The sequence below is a fragment of the Demequina sp. NBRC 110056 genome, assembly GCF_002090155.1.
In the GTDB taxonomy this organism is placed as follows: domain Bacteria; phylum Actinomycetota; class Actinomycetes; order Actinomycetales; family Demequinaceae; genus Demequina.
The window spans coordinates 932,181-949,353 of record NZ_BBRM01000002.1 but is presented as its reverse complement, the minus strand read 5'-3'; the positions used below and the strand labels follow the sequence as shown (position 1 = coordinate 949,353).

13 protein-coding genes are annotated in these 17,173 nt (G+C 62.4%); 4 read left to right on the top strand and 9 right to left on the bottom strand.

The genetic code is table 11. The annotated features are described in order from the left end of the window. Nucleotide 1 precedes the first annotated feature (1 nt). The 8 genes from B7K25_RS04440 to B7K25_RS04405 all read right to left on the bottom strand — a co-directional run bounded on the left by B7K25_RS04440 (nt 2) and on the right by B7K25_RS04405 (nt 8,274). A complete protein-coding gene (locus B7K25_RS04440; protein ID WP_200807833.1) occupies nt 2-988 on the bottom strand; it encodes a nuclease-related domain-containing protein in 987 nt (328 codons plus the stop codon). Between the two features lie 3 nt (nt 989-991). Next, a complete protein-coding gene (locus B7K25_RS04435; protein WP_084104458.1) occupies nt 992-1,594 on the bottom strand; it encodes a hypothetical protein in 603 nt (200 codons plus the stop codon). Between the two features lie 396 nt (nt 1,595-1,990). After that, nucleotides 1,991-2,701, bottom strand: a complete 711-nt coding sequence (locus tag B7K25_RS04430) for a hypothetical protein (protein ID WP_084104537.1) — start codon at nt 2,699-2,701, stop codon at nt 1,991-1,993. Between the two features lie 55 nt (nt 2,702-2,756). Then, a complete protein-coding gene (locus B7K25_RS04425) occupies nt 2,757-4,547 on the bottom strand; it encodes a DUF262 domain-containing protein (protein ID WP_084104457.1) in 1,791 nt (596 codons plus the stop codon). Between the two features lie 170 nt (nt 4,548-4,717). Next, nucleotides 4,718-5,509 (bottom strand): N-formylglutamate amidohydrolase, encoded by a 792-nt coding sequence (locus B7K25_RS04420; RefSeq protein WP_084104456.1) that lies wholly within the window; start codon nt 5,507-5,509, stop codon nt 4,718-4,720. A gap of 7 nt (nt 5,510-5,516) precedes the next feature. Beyond that, nucleotides 5,517-6,248, bottom strand: coding sequence for a hypothetical protein (locus tag B7K25_RS04415; protein ID WP_084104455.1), 732 nt, complete (start codon nt 6,246-6,248; stop codon nt 5,517-5,519). Nucleotides 6,249-6,319: 71 nt separating this feature from the next. Beyond that, nucleotides 6,320-6,706 carry a hypothetical protein gene (locus B7K25_RS04410; protein WP_084104454.1) on the bottom strand — a complete coding sequence of 129 codons (387 nt, stop codon included), beginning with the start codon at nt 6,704-6,706 and terminating at the stop codon, nt 6,320-6,322. A 311-nt stretch (nt 6,707-7,017) separates the two neighbouring features. Then, nucleotides 7,018-8,274 carry a hypothetical protein gene (locus B7K25_RS04405; protein ID WP_084104453.1) on the bottom strand — a complete coding sequence of 419 codons (1,257 nt, stop codon included), beginning with the start codon at nt 8,272-8,274 and terminating at the stop codon, nt 7,018-7,020. 157 nt (nt 8,275-8,431) lie between these two features. Here B7K25_RS04405 and B7K25_RS04400 point away from each other — a divergent pair, with 157 nt between their 5' ends. The 4 genes from B7K25_RS04400 to B7K25_RS04385 are packed head-to-tail and all read left to right on the top strand — an operon-like array spanning nt 8,432 to nt 16,717. Then, nucleotides 8,432-9,988 carry a type I restriction-modification system subunit M gene (locus B7K25_RS04400; RefSeq protein WP_084104452.1) on the top strand — a complete coding sequence of 519 codons (1,557 nt, stop codon included), beginning with the start codon at nt 8,432-8,434 and terminating at the stop codon, nt 9,986-9,988. 17 nt (nt 9,989-10,005) lie between these two features. Then, entirely contained in the window at nt 10,006-11,187 is a 1,182-nt protein-coding gene (locus tag B7K25_RS04395; protein ID WP_371328281.1) for a restriction endonuclease subunit S, read from the top strand. After that, on the top strand, nt 11,184-14,291 hold the full coding sequence (locus B7K25_RS04390; protein WP_084104450.1) for a type I restriction endonuclease subunit R: 3,108 nt from the start codon (nt 11,184-11,186) through the stop codon (nt 14,289-14,291). The genes B7K25_RS04395 and B7K25_RS04390 overlap by 4 nt, the downstream gene beginning before the upstream one ends. A 2-nt stretch (nt 14,292-14,293) precedes the next feature. Next, nucleotides 14,294-16,717, top strand: coding sequence for an AAA family ATPase (locus tag B7K25_RS04385; RefSeq protein WP_159450110.1), 2,424 nt, complete (start codon nt 14,294-14,296; stop codon nt 16,715-16,717). On the opposite strand, the gene B7K25_RS04380 is transcribed toward B7K25_RS04385, so the two are convergent. After that, nucleotides 16,693-16,974, bottom strand: a complete 282-nt coding sequence (locus B7K25_RS04380) for a helix-turn-helix domain-containing protein (protein ID WP_084104448.1) — start codon at nt 16,972-16,974, stop codon at nt 16,693-16,695. The two genes, B7K25_RS04385 and B7K25_RS04380, sit on opposite strands and share 25 nt — an antisense overlap. Nucleotides 16,975-17,173 lie beyond the last annotated feature (199 nt).

Below are 17,173 nucleotides of genomic sequence, written 5' to 3'. Positions count from 1 at the left end.
CTTAGGGCGCCGAACGCCACGTTGTCGACCTGCGCGCGACCTCGAAGAGGGAGGCAACCTGGTCCGGATCGAGCACCGCTGGCCGCTTCTTGAACCAGCGCGGCACGTCCCACTTGTCGAGGACGCACACGTCATCGGGCATCTGCTTATACGTGACCTCGGGGATCAGCGAGCCGGTGAGCACCACCACGCAGCCCATCACTGGCACTTCGAAGGGGAGATGTGCCTCGAGCAAGCGCTTTGCTCGGGTGGCCTCGTGCCGCGAGTTGCGCAAGTACGGAACAGGCTGCCCGTTGACTCGCATCTGGTACTTGGCGACCCAGATCTTCTTGCCGTCGTGCTTCTTGGAGTTGACGGTGAACACACCGCCCGGGCCGATGACGATGTGGTCGATGTCGGAGTCGCCTTTGCCGACCGGCACGCTGTGCAGGACGTGCCAGCCCTTCTCGCGGAGCTTGTTGAGCTTGTCGCCTACGAACTCCTCGCCCTCGGCTCCCTTGCGCCAAGCGCGCTCGTCTGTGTGGCTGTCGAACACGTAGCGATTCAGGGTCGAGAAGACTCTCGATCGCCCCTTGGCGGCGGCCCACTCCTCGTTCGCGAGCTGGCGTACGCCCTCCCCGGGGCGATTGGTAGCGAGGTCCGTCCACTCCGGCTGAGGTGCGGCCTTTGGCTCGTTGTTAGAAGGGTTCTCGGGTGCGACGGCCGATGCGATTGCCGGGCCCGCGTCTCCTGTCGCCTCGGTTGTCGCGTCACCTAGCCCTGGGTTCGGTGGCCGCAGCAGCTCAATGTCCTGCTCCGCGCACCACTCCCACAGCGCTGAAGCGATCGCACGAGAATTGCAGCCTTCTTCGAGCGAGAGCTCGCCCGTTGCCAGGTCCGCGTACCCGAGTTGCGTGCCGTGCGCATCGGCGATGTAGGCGCGGTCCTTGCCGTAGCGCTTCCAGCGGGAGATGGCGAAGGTTTCCGTGTCCATCGGGCGGTCGTGCAATCGTCAGTTCGCGAACTCGAACGCGACGTCGATCTCGGGATCGACGCTCATGACGATGGAGCGGTAGAAGGCCTCGGCCTGCTCTTGGAGCAACTCCTCGTTCGCCTCGAGATAGTCGGCCTGAGCGTCGTTGTCGAGCACATCGTTGACCACCTCCAGCGGGTCGATGTCCGCAGTTGCCCAACTCAGCACGCCATTGTCTTCTACCGCCGAGCTGAACTCGATGTCATCGTGACCGATGAAGATGAACTCCGGCATGGCGACCAAGTAACTCTTCTCGCCAGTCGGCGTCACCGACACGTCCTCGCCATCGAGGCCGAGCTTTGCATTGAACGAGTACTGGATAAAGGCGACGCGCTCGCTTCCCGGAACGGCGAACCCGAACAGCTCACTGCTTTCTCTAGTCTCGGTGATGCCCTGAATCCCGAGACTCACGAGAGCGATTTGCTCGGTTCGGTTGACGGCATTGACCACTTGCGAGTCCTGGGTCTCTGTGGTCTCGGCGAATGGCGACAACTGCGGAAATGCGCTCGCGGCCCAGAGCGCCGCCGCGGCTCCCGCAATGACCAGCACAACCGACACGACCACGCGCAGGACGATCCTCATCGAGCTTCCTCTTCCCCTCAGCACGCCGGACTATGCCCGACTCCCGTCGCCGCGGCCCCAACACGGCGATCGCCGCGGTGCCGCGAGCCTAGCGGCGGCGTCCGACAATGTGGGGCTTCAGCAGGGAGGTTGGCCTCGATTGTGGTCAATCCAACACCTCGCCATGCCGAGCAGCGCCCGAGGACGTCCAACTCTCGGAGTGCTTCGCCCTGAGCCGCTCCGCAGTCGAGGGATCGAGTTCCACCAAGAGCGCAGAGTCCATGTAGTCGCCGCTGTCGTGCAGACCGGCAGAGTGTTCGCGAGATCGCGAGATCGCGAGATCGCGAGATCGCGAGCGGCAGCGACGAGATCGGGGGAGATCTCGGGCGCGGGGTTAGAACAGGAAGCGCGTTCCGCTTAAACCGGTTTCTGGGTCGATGCCCAAGCCGCGATCCGCGCGTTCCTCGCGCGGAGGAACTCCGAGGCGTTGTCGCGATACGTCAGGTACTCGTCGTAGGTCCGGGGAAGTGGGGACCGGTCGAAGTCTTCAAACGGAAGAAAGGTCCTGACGACTCCGGATTCGACGAGGTCCTCGAGCAAGAAGAAGTCGACGAACCCGTCGAAGTCACCGAAGGTCTCGAAGAAGTCCGCGTAGCGCGCGAGGGGCTCGGCAAGAGGGCTGTCCTCTCCGCGATAGTGTCTGCGGATGCACTCGACGGTGAGATCGAACCTGTCCTTGATGCGTGGGTGAAACCCTCGCGCGCCATTGATGGTCATCTTCCCTTCGCGGCGTTCGCCAGGGAAGAGCATCATGCCGCCGATCGTGTAGCCCAGGTGGTCGAACGCTGCAACGCTGTCGGGATCGAGACGCGAGGTTATCGATAGAAGCCGACTCTCGCGCATGAAGTCCGGAATGACCGTGTCGCTTGCGAGCCAGAACTCACCGACCTCGGACTTGTGGTGGAGGTACGAGTCGGTGCCGCGTGCAAGGCCGAAGTCGCGTCCGTCCGGAAGCGGTTTGCTCCAGAGAACCTGGTGATACTCGCGCAGCGTTGGGCTGTACGTATCGGGGTCGAGCCCGCCGGGTGTATCGGACCGAAAGTTGAAGGAGACGTCGATCTTGGTCATGGCGGTCACTACCGTTCGTGCGCTTGCCTCAAGGCGGGCGAGGTTTGTGGCCGCATCAAAGCGCCTGATAGTAGTCGCGAATAGTCGCGGCCATCAGCTTCCGTCGTAGCCCAAGGAATTCCTTGTAGGTTTCCGCGGTCGTCTCGCCGATGGTGGATGGGATGGCATTCTCACGCAGGTTCTCCGCGAGATCATCAGCATCGGTCATCTCACCCAGCGTGAGCACGCCGGAGTTCACCTGATCCGCAATATCCGACATGTACTGCATCGGTGGCTTGTTGCTGATACTGATGTTGATAGCCGTCTCTGTCAGGGCGTAATTCGCGACCTGGTTGTAGTCGCCACGATCGGGGTAGCCGTTCTTCTGCAAGTAGTCCTTGGGCACAATGTGGTGGATATCCCCGGAGTGCTCGCTCATCGTTGCGACAGTGATGCCCTTCGAGAGGAACCCGCGTGCGTGGTTAGCGACCTGCGCGGCGAGGAAGGTCTGGAAGAACGGGCTTGCGGTGCTGGTTGTCTCCAGGTCTGCAGGGAGTGAGACCGCCCAGAAGGCGTCCGAGAGTTCCGATTCCTCGATCTGACGCAGGTAGTTTGCAGGACCTTGTTCCCCGATGCGGCGGATGTCCTGCTCCCAACGGGACTCGAAGCTGCCCGAGTGCCGCCCGGTCAACATTGACATGACGAACCACCGCTTGACGATGCGCTTCCGCTCTCCTTCGCTCAAAGCCTTGTCCTCTCTGAGGCGAAGGTAGAGCGCGTAGGCAAAGTTGAGGGCGTTCTTCGAATTGACCATGCCAGCGTCGATGAAGCCGGCGGACTTGATCAGCATGAGGAAGTTGTCGAAGTGGTAGTTGTTGACGATCTGCAGCAAGGCTCGCTCGAGCTTGTCGTAAGCAACGGGGATGCGGTCCTCGTCTACCTTGCGCGTCTCTGGGTCGCGCCCGGAGAGTTCGCTGACGATGCTGGAGGCCTTGCCTCGGCTGAAGCCGACGAGCCCCGCAACGCGGATGATGTCGCCGTAGGCGGGGTCGTAGAGGTCCTCGGCCTCATCCTTCAGCCACGCGATCGCATTCAGGTACGGCGTTGCTGCGAACTCTGCGTCGTTCTCGCTGATGTCTTCGTAAGCGTGAGGAGCCACGGCCAAGTGGCAGAAGTAGTCGATCAGCTTGCGCAGGTTGCGGCCACGATCCCCGTAGGTCGCGATCTTGCTCATCGCGAAGTCCGCAGAACTCAGAGGAACCCCCTTGGAGTTGATGCGGATGAAGATCTCCGAGACTGTCTCGACATCGAGATCGTCTGCAAGGCCGATGATGCCGATCTGCGCGTTCTTGATCCCCTCAAGCCGTGCCAGGTTTGCCTCGAACGCCTTAGCGTCAACGTCTTCGTTGCGCTCCAAGTATTGGCGCGCGAACGACAACGGTGAGTCGGAGTTGAAGTACTCACTGATGTCGGCGATCCACTGAGGGTTCTTCCGGATCACGGGAGTCGCGGTGGCGAACTCCTCGGTGATCGGGTTGAACGCGATCACGATCCGCACCGACTTGTATTTCTTGTTGACAACTTTGAGCCCCGCGACCGCCGCTCGGAGTGCGGTGATGCGTTGCTGACCATCGATGAGGATCTGTTGGTGGGCGGCGACCTGACCGCCCTTGAGCTTGGCTCCGACCGACTGCCATGTGATCAGATAGCCCACGGGGTAGCCCTTGTAAAGGGAGTCCATCAAGTCGCGAACCTTGACGCTGTCCCATACGAACGGCCGCTGCAATTCGGGGATCGCGATCTTGTCGCTCCTGACGTCAGCCAGGAGCTGCGTCACCGCCGACTGTGTCACTGAGTACTTCGCCACGAGATCTCCTTGTTGGTCTTTGAGAACGATAGCCGCGGGGCACGGACCGCGCCCGGGACTCTCGTCCGTCTGAAAGGGGGCTGGCGCGGGTCGTGTCCTTGCTGGCGCACCTCCTGTGTCTGAGCCAGCGGGCCTCGCCGGCCCACCATCGACCTCGCGCGAAACGCACGTCACCCGGAAAGCGGTCGGCCCGACTTCTCGGATCGCCCGGCTGCCCTACAGAGTGCAGCGAGGGCGTCGACCACGCGTGCAAGCCCGTCGTGCACCTCATCGGCCTCCTCGTCCACGTACTGATCCCGACGGATCTCGACCATGACCGACACCACTCGAGGTTCGACCCTGTAGTACCGCAGCGGCACGTAGGTTCCTGCGAAGGGCGAGTCGAGACCCACCTCGAAGCCAGCAAACGCCGTGCGCGCCGCGGCCAGTAGCCACGGCGGGGTGTGGGTTGCATCGCTGCCGATGCAGATCTCGGGTCGCGCGGCATCCGCCGCCGACATCTCATAGGGCAGTCGATCCTTGGGATACGAGTGCACATCGATGACCACAGCGTGGTGATGCTTGGCGAGCGCCGACGTCACCGCGTCCTCGACGGCTTGGGCGTGCGGGTGACAGTAGCGGTCCAGTACAGCGGGATCGACGGTCGCTCGCAGCACCCGCTGGTCGTGCGTGCGGGTGTAGACCGGCCCCATGCCGACGGCCTCCATCGGTTCCGAGCCGTCCGTGAAGCGCTCGACGTCGACCACCAATCGCGAGACGGGGGCCTCCACCACCACAGGCGTGAGAGCTCCGGACGCACCCACCACATCGGCCGTCCGTCGGGCGATGACGTCCGTGAACGAGTCGGTCATGTGGTCCAGCTCTCGCTCGAGCTCGGCTTCCGAGAGGACGATCGCCGCCCGCGCATCGGCAGGCACCACCCGCGACGCGTGGGCGATGTGGAGGACGACGGGTGACGTCACGCGCGCCTCAGTGGTGCATCATCGGTGGGGGCGAGAACGCGGGCTCGGCGACCTGCACGCGAACCTGTGGCAGCTCTGTAGAGGCTTTCACCCCAGAACGGTTCACGATGTCGAGAGCAAGAGAGTCGACCGAGTCGCCACGCGCGAAACGCGCAGCGAGGTTGATCCGCTCGCCGACACCGTTCCAAGCCCAGCCGTTCCACAGGTACGCGACCGGAGTCTCGCCGCGCATGATTGCCCAAAACTCCGTCGGTGGGATTGTCGAAGTCTCGGGCGACGGCGCCCCAAACTTCAACGGTGGGCCGTCGTAGTAGCCGGAGGTGTCCACCCATTGGATCCGGCAGTCCCACACTGCAGAGTCAAATATGCGGCTAGCAAGTACGCGTGCGATGACCTCGTAGGTCAGAGGCCAAGGCGCACGCGAGGGCTTCTTGCTTGCGTCGAGTCGGCAGTGGGCGACGACCACGTCGACGAGGGCCTTCGTGCCGGCCGCCGACGCTGCTGCGCGTGGCCAGTCCTCCAGTGGCACGAGGCCCATCGCTGGACCGCCGTCGCTTACGTGAGCATGGACGGAGCCGTTGCGGTTGATGTCAATGTGCAGTCCCTCGCGGCCGATCGCCAGGCAGTCGTACATTCCCCCGGCTGGGTGATACTCGTAGATTCGTGACGTCGGGTCGATGCCGACGACCCGAGCGGCAAGGTCCCATGAAGCAGCGATGCGGACGCGCTCGTCCCCCATGGCTTCCAATCCAAATGTAGACAAGAGTCAGTGCTCCTTAGCAGGTGGTGTAGATGGTGGACGAAGTCTGATTAGTTGAACCCTGAGCCCATGGCCAGAAGGATCTCGTCGTCGGTCCAGTCGGCGTCGTCCTGGGCATGCGCCCGCAGCCACCGCGCGCGCTCTGCAGCGCTGAGGCGAGACTCGAAGCACTCGGAGGGAGGCGCCGGTGGGGGATCGTCGTGGGTGCCGAGGTACGTGTCGTACGTCTCGCCGTCCTCGTCGACGGGACCCATGATGTCGGCCAGAGACCGCCCCACCGCGAACTCTTTGGCACGGGCCTGGAACAGGTTTTGGATGCTCGCAGCCGCGCTGTGGTCCTCGCGGTAGCGCGCGTCCAGGTAGAGCCGTTGCAACGCAATCAACTCGAGGTGCGTGATGGGCTCGCGGTCGTCGGCAACGGGCGAGTGAGCGCTCATGGGTTCCCCTGTCTCTTCGCTAACAGCCTGGCAGGCTCCCGTCCGTTCCTCGTTCCTCCTCGCCGGTGTCGACCAACTGCGGCTCTATGAGCCGCCGGAAGGTGACTCTGGACCCGCGCCGGCCAGGATCGCCAGGCCGGTGCAGCGGCTCGAGCTGACGGACGTTCGTGACGGAGTGCTGGCTCCCGTCCGAGCGCCGGTGCGGCATTCGCACGTCATCGACGTATCCGGACATGGTGGGCCTCGCGCATCACCTCAACAAACGTCCTGAGGTTCTGCGGGACTGATCTGGTCGCGCCTCATTGCGCACATCACTCGCCACCTTCGCGCCGCTTCCGAGCACGCTCCGCAACCTCGGCAGCGACCTTGCCGCCGGCGGCCCGAGCACGGCCAGCCTGGGTACTGCCCACTTCGCGCGCAGCGCTCACCCCGCGAGCACCCGTCTCGAGTGCGCGGTCGCGTACGTCAGTGGCCGCCGCGCTCCAGCGGCGTGCCTCGACGCCGTCACCGGCCAGCCCGATGCCCAGCACTTCGTGGAGGCCCGCCACCGCGGAGGTCACCTCGTTGCCGGACGCCACGACGGTGCGCGCCGCCGTGGGGTGCAGCAGCACCTTCGCATTCGCTACGCCGGCCGCAGCGCCGATGCGCTCGACAACCCGCTCGGTCGCCCGCCCGATCGTTGCGAGGCGCGCCGACCTGGCTGCCCGCAAGGCAGTGCGGTGGTCGTCGAGTTCCTCAGGCGCAGCGTCCAGCGCCCGGTCCAGTTCGAGCACACCGAGCGCATCCTGCAGTTGAAAGCACCGCGCAAGCACCGCAAGCCACTCCTCCACGTCGCGCTCGACATCGCGAGTGGCCTTTGCGATGTCGCCTACGGTCTTCGCTCGCTCCAGCTTCTCGGCCTTCGCATCCAGTTGCCTGAGCGCGTGCGCCTGCGTGCGCGCGATAGCGCCGGGCGCGGCCTGCACTTTCGACCAGTTGATCTCCGGCATGCGCCCCACCTGGTCGCGCACCAACACTGCTTCCTCGAGCTGAACGCCCACGCCGATCATGTCTGCGAGCACCGCGTCCTTCTGGGCGCGCAGCACGTCGTCCACCTTGGCGTCGAACACCTTGAGGTAGTCGGTGATCTCGTCCATGGCCTGCTGCATCGCCATTTGCGCCATGAGTCCGCTCACGCCGGTGAGCACCGCGGGGTTCGCGAGGGTGCGGCCTGAGGTCGTGGCGAACTCGAGTATCCCCGAGACCTTGCCGTTGTGGGTGAGTACTGCGCGGCTGACTCCGGGCGCTGAGCCGGTCATGGTGTCGCTGACCTTGAGCGCTTGCGCTGACTTCTCGGTCAGTTTGATCCACCGGCCTGAGCTTTCCGCGATCTGACTGCCCGTGGTTGCTACGGCCGATGCGGTGGTGGCCGCTTTGCTGACGCGGCGGACTTCCATCTCTCGGGCAGGGACGTTGTGGGCACCGAGAAACCGGTCGATGGCGGTCGCGTCGCCAATGAGTGCCAGACCGTCGCCGTCGGCGACGATCTCGATTTCGGTTCCTGGTGGCGGATCCTCGGCAGTCGTCACGGATTGTCGCCAATGGCGTGCACTGAGCGGGCTCACGGCACTTCCCAAGCATCCTAAGGAGCGGCAGGGCGAGCCCCGTGCGGCTCACCTTCCGTGTCGGTGCTCAGCGCTAGTCTCGATCGTGCGGCAATGGACGCCGTTAAGAAATGAGGGAAGTGTGACCAGCCACCAGCAGCGAGCCGAGCTCCACAAGACCATCTGGCGCATCGCGAACGACCTACGCGGCAGCGTCGACGGCTGGGACTTCAAGACGTACGTGCTCGGCATGCTCTTCTACCGGTTCATCTCCGAGAACCTCACCGCCTACATCAACAAGGCTGAGCACGAGGCCGGCGAGACCGACTTCGACTACGCCCGTCTTCCCGATGCCCATGCCGAGTTCGGTCGCAAGGACACGGTGGAGGAGAAGGGCTTCTACATCCTTCCCTCGGACCTGTTCCAGAACGTCCGCCGCAATGCAGCGAACGACCCGAACCTCAACGAGACCCTTGAGCGTGTGTTCAAGGACATCGAGGGATCGGCGCTCGGCACCGACAGCGAAGGTGACCTCAAGGGCCTCTTCGACGACCTCGACGTCAACAGCTCCAAGCTCGGCAACACGGTCGCCAACCGCAATCAGAAGCTCGTGAAGCTCCTCGACGCGATCGGCGACCTGCCGCTGGGCAACTTCGACGACCACACCATCGACCTCTTCGGCGATGCCTACGAATACCTCATGCAGATGTACGCCTCTCAGGCCGGCAAGTCCGGCGGTGAGTACTACACGCCACAAGAAGTCTCCGAGGTGCTCGCCCGCATCACCGTCGCGGGCAAGAAGCGCGTCAACAAGGTCTACGACCCGGCCGCAGGCTCCGGCTCGCTGTTGCTGAAGTTCGCGAAGGTGCTCGGCAAGGAGAACGTCGGCGGATTCTTCGGCCAGGAGATCAACCTGACCACGTACAACCTCGCACGCATCAACATGTTCCTGCACGACGTGAACTACGAAAAGTTCAACATCGCGCACGGTGACACCTTGATCGACCCGCAGCATTGGGACGACGAGCCGTTCGAGGCGATCGTGTCCAACCCGCCGTACTCGATCAAGTGGGAAGGCGATGCCAACCCGCTCCTGATCAATGACGAGCGCTTCGCTCCTGCCGGTGTGCTGGCGCCGAAGTCGAAGGCCGACCTGGCCTTCACTATGCACATCCTGTCGTGGCTGGCAGTGAACGGGACGGCAGCGATCGTCGAGTTCCCGGGCGTGCTCTACCGCGGCGGTGCCGAGGCAAAGATCCGCAAGTACCTCATCGACAACAACTATGTCGACGCAGTCATTCAACTGCCGCCGGATCTGTTCTTCGGAACACCGATCGCGACCTGCATCATCGTGCTCAAGAAGTCGAAGTCTGACAACGCTGTGCTCTTCGTCGATGCGTCAGACGAGTTCAAGCGCGTCGGCAACAAGAACAAGCTCACCTCAGACAACCAGCAGAACATCCTGCTTGCACTTGAGAACCGCGTCGATAAAGACTACGCCGTCAAGCTCGTGTCCAACGAAGACATCGCGTCCAACGACTACAACATCTCCGTGTCGTCATACGTGGAAGCTGAAGACACCCGCGAAACCGTCGACATCGCCGAGCTCAATTCCGAGATCGCCCGCATCGTCGCCCGACAGGCTGAACTGCGCACCTCCATCGACGCCATCGTGGCCGACCTGGAGGGATCCAAGTGAGTCGCATCGACGAACTGATGCGAGAACTTTGTCCTCGAGGAGTGCCTTTCATGCCCCTCGGCGACTGTGTTGTAGAGAATTCTGGCGGTGGAACCCCTTCGCGGTCTCGGAGCGAGTACTGGAATGGCGGCATTCCGTGGGCTTCGGTAGGAGACGTCACCGCCACGAAGGTGTCGATCGCTTCCACGCGACAAACGATTACTTCAGCCGGCTTAGAAGGTAGCTCGACCAGCTTGGTTCCCGCCGGGTGGGTCGTTGTGGCTGTAAAGATCGCGCCTGGCGCGATGCGGGTTGTCGAGAGAGATCTTGCGATCAATCAGGATCTCCGCGGCTTGCACCTGACGGATTTGGTGGACCCGTATTTCTTGACCTACCACTTCAAGACGATTCGTGTCGTGGGCAACGGGACGATCGTCAAAGGCATGACCAACCAGGCGTTGCTTCGAATTCGAGTCCCAGTGCCGCCGCTGGAAGTGCAGCGGGAGATCGTGCGAGTCTTGGATCGGTTCACTCGGTTGGAGGCGGAGCTGGAAGAGACGCTGGAGGCGGAACTGGAAGCCCGCAAACAGCAGTACGCCTACTACCGTCCAGCTCTGCTCACGCTCGACCCGAACTCTGGCGGGGTCCCGTTGAATGAGATCGCCGATTACGCAAACGGGAAGGCCCACGAGAAGCTTGCCGATCCTGACGGTACAGTCCCGATGGTGACAGCGCGGTTTGTGTCGCGTAATGGTGAGGCGAACCGATTCGTCCGCGCGCAAGATGTCCTAATGCCTGCGGATGCCGGCGATATCGCGCTAGTCCTAAGCGACCTCCCCAACGGTCGCGCCTTGGCTCGGACGTTCTATGTTGACCGAGCCAACGGGTACGCGATCAATCAGCGAGTGGCGCGGATTCGCGTCAAGGATCCCGAAATGACCGACCCGAGGTACCTCTTTCATGTTCTCGACCGAAACCCGGGACTCCTCAAATACGACAATGGAGCAGATCAGACTCACCTCAGCAAGTCTCAGGTGACAGGCCTGCTTGTACCAGTTCCGCCCATTGACCAGCAGCGTCGCGCCGCGCGACTGCTTGACCAACTGAAGTCACTCATCGATGAAGTGAGCGCCAGCCTGTCCGCCGAGTCGGCTGCACGTCGCAAGCAGTACGAGTTCTACCGCGACAAGTTGCTGACCTTTGAGGAGGTCACAGCATGAGCGAGGCCCTTCCACGCAAGTACGATCCGATCGCGGTCTCGGCCGAGAGCACGGTCGTTGCCGAGTACGTTCCGGACCCAGCGTCGCAGTCGGCGTATCAGTCGGAGTCTGCTCTTGAGCAGGAACTGATTGGGCTTCTTGAGTCGCAGGCGTACGAGTACCTGCCGGTTACATCGGAGGAGCGGCTCGTCGCCAACCTTCGCACCCAGCTCGAGGCGCTCAACGGCATCAACTTCACCGACCTCGAGTGGGAGCGGTTCTTCACCACGAGCGTGGCCGGCAAGAACGACGGCATCGTCGAGAAGACGGTCCGCATCGAGGAAGACCACGTCCAGGTCCTCAAGCGTGACGATGGTTCCACGAAAAACATCACGCTGTTGGATAAGAAGAACGTCCACAACAATCGCCTGCAGGTGATCAACCAGTACGAGATCGACCGCGGCGAGGGTGGTGCGAACTACGCCAACCGCTACGACGTGACGGTCCTGGTCAACGGACTGCCGATGGTTCACATCGAGCTCAAGCGACGCGGTGTCGACATTCGTGAGGCCTTCAACCAGATCAACCGCTACCAGCGCGACAGCTTCTGGGCTGGCTCCGGCCTGTTCGAGTACGTTCAGCTGTTCGTGATCTCGAATGGGACGCTGACGAAGTACTACTCCAACACCACGCGTAGCGCGCACCTCAAGGAAGCGACGAAGCCGGGCAAGGGTCGCAAGACCAGCAATAGCTTCGAGTTCACGTCGTGGTGGGCGGATGCGCAGAACACGCCGATCACCGATCTGACCTCGTTCGCGAAGACGTTCTTCGCTAAGCACACCCTGCTGAACATCCTCACCCGCTACTGCGTCCTGACCGCCGACCGGCTGCTGCTGGTGATGCGGCCGTATCAGATCGTCGCGACCGAGCGGATCTTGCAGCGCATCGACATCTCGATTACACCGGGCAACAACAAGCCTCTTGGCACCACCGCTGCTGGCGGTTACGTGTGGCACACGACTGGCTCGGGCAAGACCCTCACGTCGTTCAAGACCGCGCAACTCGCTTCGAAGATGGACAGCGTCGACAAGGTGTTGTTCGTCGTGGACCGCAAGGACCTCGACTACCAGACCATGCGCGAGTATGACCGTTTCGAGAAGGGCTCCGCGAACTCGAACACCTCGACCGCAGTGTTGAAGAAGCAGCTTGAGGACCCGAATGCGCGGATCATCATCACCACGATCCAGAAGCTCGCGAACTTCATCGCCGCCAACAAGGGTCATGAGATCTACTCGGGTCACATCGTGCTGATCTTCGACGAGTGCCACCGTTCCCAGTTCGGTGACATGCACTCGGCGATCACGAAGGCGTTCAAGCGCTACAACTTGTTCGGCTTCACCGGCACTCCGATCTTTGCCGTGAATGCTGGCTCCGGCGGGAACCCGCAGCTGAAGACGACCGAGCAGGCCTTCGGAGACAAGCTCCACACCTACACGATCGTGAACGCCATCACCGACAAGAACGTGCTGCCCTTCCGCATCGACTACGTCAATACCATCAAGGTCGGCAACGTCCAAGACGCCCAGGTCTCCGCCATCGACACCGAGCGTGCGCTGCTCGCTCCCGAGCGCATGACCCAGATCGTCGACTACACGCTGGCCCACTTCGAGCAGAAGACCAAACGGTCCTCGAGCTACGAGCACTCGGTCGTGACCAACGTCCACGAGTCCACCCGGGCTCGCCGTCAGGCCGAAGCGATCCGCGAACGCAAGCGTGTGCGCGGCTTCAACGCCATCTTCGCGACTGCCTCGATCGACGCCGCGACGCGCTACTACTTCGCCTTCCACGAGGCCCAGCGGCACCTTCCCGAGGCGCAGCGGCTCAAGATCGGAATGATCTACTCCTACGGAGCCAACGACGCCGTCGACGACACGACCTTGGATGACGAGGCGTTCGACACCGATCGCCTGAGCAACGATGCACGCACCCAGCTCGAGATCGCGATCGCCGACTACAACGAGATGTTCGGCACCAGCTACGACACGAGCGCCGACAAGTTCGGCAACTACTACAAGGACCTCTCCCAGCGGCTGAAGAATCGCGAGCTCGACATGGTCATCGTGGTCAACATGTTCCTTACTGGCTTCGACGCCACCACGCTGAACACCCTGTGGGTGGACAAGAACTTGCGCGCTCACGGCCTGATCCAGGCCTACTCGCGCACCAACCGCATCCTCAACTCCGTCAAGACCTACGGCAACATCATCGCCTTCCGCGACCTCGAAGAGGAGACCAACAAAGCCCTCGAGCTGTTCGGCAACAAGGACGCCCGCGGCATCGTGCTCCTCAAACCGTACGGTGACTACTACGCCGACTACGCCGAGAAGGTCACCGAACTCCTCGACCGCTTCCCACTCGGCCAGCAGATCATCGGTGAGGCCGCCCAGAAGGACTTCATCGCACTGTTCGGCGCGATCCTGCGCCTGACCAACATCCTGACCTCGTTAGACGACTTCGCCGGCAACGAGATCCTCACCGATCGCCAAGCCCAGGACTTCCGCAGCGTCTACCTCGACCTCTACGCCGAGTTCCGTGACAAGGACAAGGCTGACAAGGAAGCGATTAACGACGACATCGTCTTCGAGATCGAGCTGATCAAGCAGGTCGAGATCAACGTCGACTACATCCTCATGCTCGTCGAGAAGTACCGCGCCGCCTACGGCGACGGTGATGACAAGGAACTGCGCGCGGAGATCTCTCGTGCCGTCGACGCCAGCCCGTCGCTGCGCAACAAGCGCGACCTGATCGAGGACTTCGTGGAGCGCGTCACCGTCGACGGATCGATCGACGACGAATGGCAGACCTTCATCGCAGCACGCCGTGAAGCCGAGCTCGCGGCGATCATCACGGACGAGAACCTCCGCGCCGACCGCACCCGCGAGTTCATCGACACCGCCTTCCGCGACGGAGCCATCCGCACCAGCGGTACTGCGATCACCAAAGTCCTGCCGCCTGCCTCACGCTTCAGCGCTGACGGCGGCCACGGCGAGAAGAAGCAACGCGTGATCGAAAAGCTCGGAACCTACTTCGAACGCTTCTTCGGACTTGGATCGGCAGGAGAGTAGTGGTGCTGAGGCGGATCGAATGGATCAGGGAGTGCGGCAACTTCGAGGACTATCGCTGGGGCTCGTCCCTCCCCGAATTGGCGCGCATCAACGTCATCTACGGCCCGAACGGCATGGGCAAGACGTCCCTCGCGACTGCCTTCGACGGTGCGCGTCAATTGGACGAGGGCTTCAAGCGGATTTCCCTCGACGTCGAAGAGTCCGGAGCCCGGCGGAGCACGAACGGCGCCGAAGACCCGATATTCGATCGCCTTCACGTTTTCAGCGACGGATTCACTGCGCGGAGTCACCGGTTTCACGAGGGGAGTCCCAATATCGATGCCGTCCTCACGCTTGGCGAGAAGACCGCCGAAGCTGAGGAGAAGATTCCTGCATTGCGCGTGGAGCTCGCCACACGGATTGATGCTCGTGACCAGGCGAAGAAGGACAAAGCGGCGGCCGAGCGTGCGATCACACAGGCTCGTGAGCGCGTTTCCAAAGCTGTTGTAGGGGATCTCTCCCGGGTCGAAGGCTATCGGACGCGAGGTAGCTATAGTTCCGGCGTCGTAGCTCGCAAGTACGCAGGGGACCGCACCGATTGGGCGGAACTCTCGCCAAAGGACCTTGCAGCGAAGAAGACGTTCGTCTCAGCTGACAAGCCGGAACCTCTCGACAGCGACAGCTTCACGTTAGGGGTTCCAGCAGGCCTCAAGGTTCGAAGTGAGTCGCTACTCAAGAGCACCCCGGTCACGATCGTGCTCGACACGCTTCGCACGCACCCGGAGGCGACCGCGTGGGTGTCCGAAGGACGAGCACTCCACAAGGAATCGGGCGTCTGTCTGTACTGCGGGAGTGCGCTCAGCAACGCGCGCAAGCACGATATTGAACAGCACTTCTCCGATGCCGTTGCCAGCGTTGAGGCCGACCTCGACAGTCTCGCGAAGGAACTCGCGTCTATCCGCTCCGACTCCGACGAGCTTGTGCGAAGAGTGCCGGCGCGGGGTCTGTTCTTCGAGGACCTGCGCGAACAATACGACTCTGCATCGAAAGGCGTTCTGAAGCAGGCGGCAGAGCTCAATACGTGGATCGATTCGCTCGCCAAGCGTGTGAAGGCAAAGCGCGCTAACGTGCTAGGCGCCGTCGTGAGTGAGGTTGACGATGCGCCAGACGTTGATGGCGCGGATCTTGAAAAGGTCCGCGACACACACAACAAGCGAGTCGACGACCACGCGGCGCTACTCATAAAGGCTGCTCGCGGCCTCGAATCCCACCACCTGAAGGCCGAGGAAGCGACGGTCGACGCTCAAACCAAGGCGTGCGACGACGCTGAAGAGACGCGTTTGACCGCCGCCGCGCGCATCGAGGAAATCGAGACTGAGATTGCGTCGCTCGAGAACGTCGAAGGTGACCCAACGCCAACCGCCGAGGTTCTTACGCGGGAGGTTGCACGGCTGCTTGGCCGTAGCGAACTCACTTTCCTCTCTCGCGACGGCAAGTATGTTGTGACTCGAGACGGTGAACCCGCGATCGGCTTGAGCGCAGGCGAACGCACGGCAATCGCACTCGTGCACTTCCTGGAGGGTGTCGCGCGGCATGACGCCTCGCAGGGCAAGCCCATTGTTGTCATCGACGATCCCGTGTCGAGTCTCGACAGCAACGTGTTCATGGGCATCTCGACCTACATCTGGAGCGAGGCCGTCGCCCGTGACCACGTGGAGCAGGTTGTGGTCCTCACGCACAACTTCGACCTGTTCAAGCAGTGGGACGTGCAGATCGAAAGCATGCACCGAAACGGTGCGCTTAAGAAGTCGCACCCAGCGGAACTCTATGAACTGAAGTCAAGGCACATCACGAGGAATGGGCGCACCCGGCGTGAGCCGGTGCTTGTCCCATGGCCGGAATCCAAGGCGGTTCGAAAGAAGGTGCGGTCAAGCTACCACCACGCGTTCATCGCGGTCGCGCATGCCAAACGCAAGCTGCTGGAAGACGACTCGCTCGAGAACCGACTTGATGCTCAGCTTCTGTTCCCGAACGTCATTCGTCGTCTCCTCGAGTCTTTCCTCGCTTTCAAACGACCTGAATGGGTTGGTGACTTCACTGATTCCATGCGCAAGGCGGGGCAACTTCTGGATGAGTCGGGGTACAAGGGCGATAGTGCTGCGCTGCGCCAGCAACTGACCAGGTATGCGCACGCCTATTCACACAGTCAGACTCCAGAGACGGACGGGCTAGTAAGCCCGGACGAGATTGGTGGCGCGATCAGCTCCGTCTTCGTGTTCATGGACCAGCTCGACCACGCCCACTTCGTGGGATTGTGTACAGTCGTCGGCGTCGACCCGGCTACGTTGCTTCCGGAGCAGCCCCAGGTTGAAGAGGCAACTAGCCAGGAGAGCGAAGTCTCCGCCAAGCACGACCCTCAGCGTCAACGAGGTCCGCGCAGCTCGTGAGCCCCACGAATCCGCACGCCGGCCTTCTTGAGCCGACGGGCAATGGTCTCGGCATCGAATCCGAGCCGTTCACCGACTGCAGCGAGTGACAGTCCGGACTCGTAGAGCACGCGGGCTTGCCGGATCAGGTCGTCGTCCATGGCGTGCTCGCGGAGTGCAACACCCTGGCGCTCGAGGATTGCCGTGACCGTGGTCCGGTGCAGCTTGAACTGGCGCGCGACCGCCTGGATCGTGCCACCAGCCTCGTACGCGGCCACGACTTCAAGTTGTTGATCCCCGCTCAGGTGGCGCTGGACCTGCGAGCGCACGCGCAGTGCCGGAGAGGTGTCTAGGACAGGGGCTGATGCCGCCCAAGCTTGACGAATGAGCGGGATCGTTTTGTGAGAGTCCCAGACTGAGAGGTCCACCAAGCAGAACTCAAACCCCTGACCGGTTCGGCAGGTCGCTCGAGCCCAA

Bases quoted from the DNA above. Each gene is read 5' to 3' on its own strand.
- B7K25_RS04435 (WP_084104458.1), bottom strand. From the start codon at position 1,594: ATGAGGATCGTCCTGCGCGTGGTCGTGTCGGTTGTGCTGGTCATTGCG.
- B7K25_RS04430 (WP_084104537.1), bottom strand. From the start codon at position 2,701: ATGACCAAGATCGACGTCTCCTTCAACTTTCGGTCCGATACACCCGGC.
- B7K25_RS04415 (WP_084104455.1), bottom strand. From the start codon at position 6,248: ATGGGGGACGAGCGCGTCCGCATCGCTGCTTCATGGGACCTTGCCGCT.
- B7K25_RS04410 (WP_084104454.1), bottom strand. From the start codon at position 6,706: ATGAGCGCTCACTCGCCCGTTGCCGACGACCGCGAGCCCATCACGCAC.
- B7K25_RS04395 (WP_371328281.1), top strand. From the start codon at position 10,006: ATGCGAGAACTTTGTCCTCGAGGAGTGCCTTTCATGCCCCTCGGCGAC.
- B7K25_RS04390 (WP_084104450.1), top strand. From the start codon at position 11,184: ATGAGCGAGGCCCTTCCACGCAAGTACGATCCGATCGCGGTCTCGGCC.